At 32.3% G+C, this 1650-nt stretch carries 2 protein-coding genes; both read right to left on the reverse strand.

Going from position 1 to position 1650, the window contains the following annotated elements:
- Positions 1–4 precede the first annotated feature (4 nt).
- A complete protein-coding gene (locus L2567_RS20875) occupies positions 5–1066 on the reverse strand; it encodes a hypothetical protein (RefSeq protein WP_235299808.1) in 1062 nt (353 codons plus the stop codon).
- Positions 1066–1575, reverse strand: coding sequence for a T9SS type A sorting domain-containing protein (locus tag L2567_RS20880; RefSeq protein WP_235299809.1), 510 nt, complete (start codon positions 1573–1575; stop codon positions 1066–1068). Before L2567_RS20880 ends, L2567_RS20875 begins: the two co-directional genes overlap by 1 nt.
- Positions 1576–1650 lie beyond the last annotated feature (75 nt).

Raw genomic sequence — 1650 nt, forward strand, 5'->3', positions numbered from 1 at the left:
TCCTTTAATTACAAGAAACTTGTTCAGTTATCCAATTTCCATCATTGTCTACTAGTTTTTTCCAACAACTACCATTTGGTGATTTTAGGATAATTCCTGCATTTGGAGAGTGTAATTTGACATTTCCATTTCTATCTATTTGTACAATTCTTCGGTTTTCTTGGTCATCTAAGGTCATTAAGCTTATTGTTTTTCCAGATGCAGATCTTATGATAAAAGTATTGCATACATCAGTAATTATTGAATTCTTGTTATCACTACTCCATCCACAAGCGAAAAAGGAGCTTAAAGGTTCATGAAACTCAAGACCGAGAAAATCACCATTTAAAATTTGCATATAACTTTGTCCATACCCATCCCATCTATTTGTTTGTGGGAGCGTTACTGAATTACCTTTGCTAACAGTAAGTGTATCTCCAGAAATACTCAAATTTTGAATCTCATTTGATGCATCTAGATCTCCTACATTAAAGATTGAATCATTTTCAATGATTAATCCCTCTCCAGCAACTAGATCGCTTGATAAAGTCGGAAGATCAATGCTATTGCCTTTAGATATTGTCAAAGTCTTTCCGTCAAGAACGAGACTTTGAATCTCGTTTAGACTATCTAAGTCTCCTATATTAAGAATTTCGTTTCCAATAATTTCTATACCATCTCCTGAAATCATATTTGTATTCTGAGAATATAGAGCATATGGAACGGAAAGAAGTTCACTTATTCCAAATAGTTGAAAATCCTGACCTGCATTTTGATCAATTTCAATTTCTAAGAAATACGACCCATTTCCCCAGTTTATTTCTGAAAATTCTCCATTTATTGCGTTTCCTCTGCCAACTTGAAGCGAAAAAACTCCAGATGCTGATGTTGTTAACTCATGAATTTCTGAGTAAATACTTTCTAGATTTTCATTTTGAATTGACAACTTTAAAGCTATCTCTTTATTAAGGATTGGATTTCCATCCAAATCTCTCAAAACACCTTGATAATTGAAAGCTTGAGGGACTTGGGCGAAAACAGAAGTGCTTAAAATTGTAAATAGTAATATTTGATAAAATTTCTTCATTAGTCAATTTTTAGAATTTTATAAAGCTGATGTATTGATTTATTTTGCTTCGAGATGCTTAGGATATAGGAACCTGATGGTAAACTTTCCAGATCTTTATAAAATTTGGATCCAGTGTATGTAGGCTCCATTTTCCAAATTTGATTTCCACTTGAGTCAAATAGAATTAAATCAAATTGACCTTCTATTTCTTTGTCAATTTCAATAACTAGCATCGATGAGGTCGGATTAGGAAAAATTTTGACTTCTATTCCTGATGTTGGGTTCTCAGTCGTTGAAATGATTTCATAACTTGATTGATGAAGACCAGAACTTACAATAATACTGTCTGTCGATAAATACCCAACTAAGAGTTCGCCAAGAGTCCAGTCGAGCGTTAAATTTTCATTTTTAAACGTTTCGCCACTTGTTGAAACTACTCCTAGAGGAATTGTTTGACATTTCAGGTTCTTACAAACAATTAACAGGAATGTTAAACTTATTATGAATATTTGGTGTACTTTATTCATGGTTTTTAATATTGTTAGAGATTTTTATGTCATGCAATATAGCTGTATTTTGATTGATTGAATTGGTTATAACGG

Source organism: Portibacter marinus, from assembly GCF_021533195.1.
Classification (GTDB): domain Bacteria; phylum Bacteroidota; class Bacteroidia; order Chitinophagales; family Saprospiraceae; genus Portibacter; species Portibacter marinus.

What these genes read in the sequence shown, in the direction of transcription:
- L2567_RS20875 (WP_235299808.1), bottom strand. Translation starts at nt 1,066, where the DNA reads ATGAAGAAATTTTATCAAATATTACTATTTACAATTTTAAGCACTTCT.
- L2567_RS20880 (WP_235299809.1), bottom strand. Translation starts at nt 1,575, where the DNA reads ATGAATAAAGTACACCAAATATTCATAATAAGTTTAACATTCCTGTTA.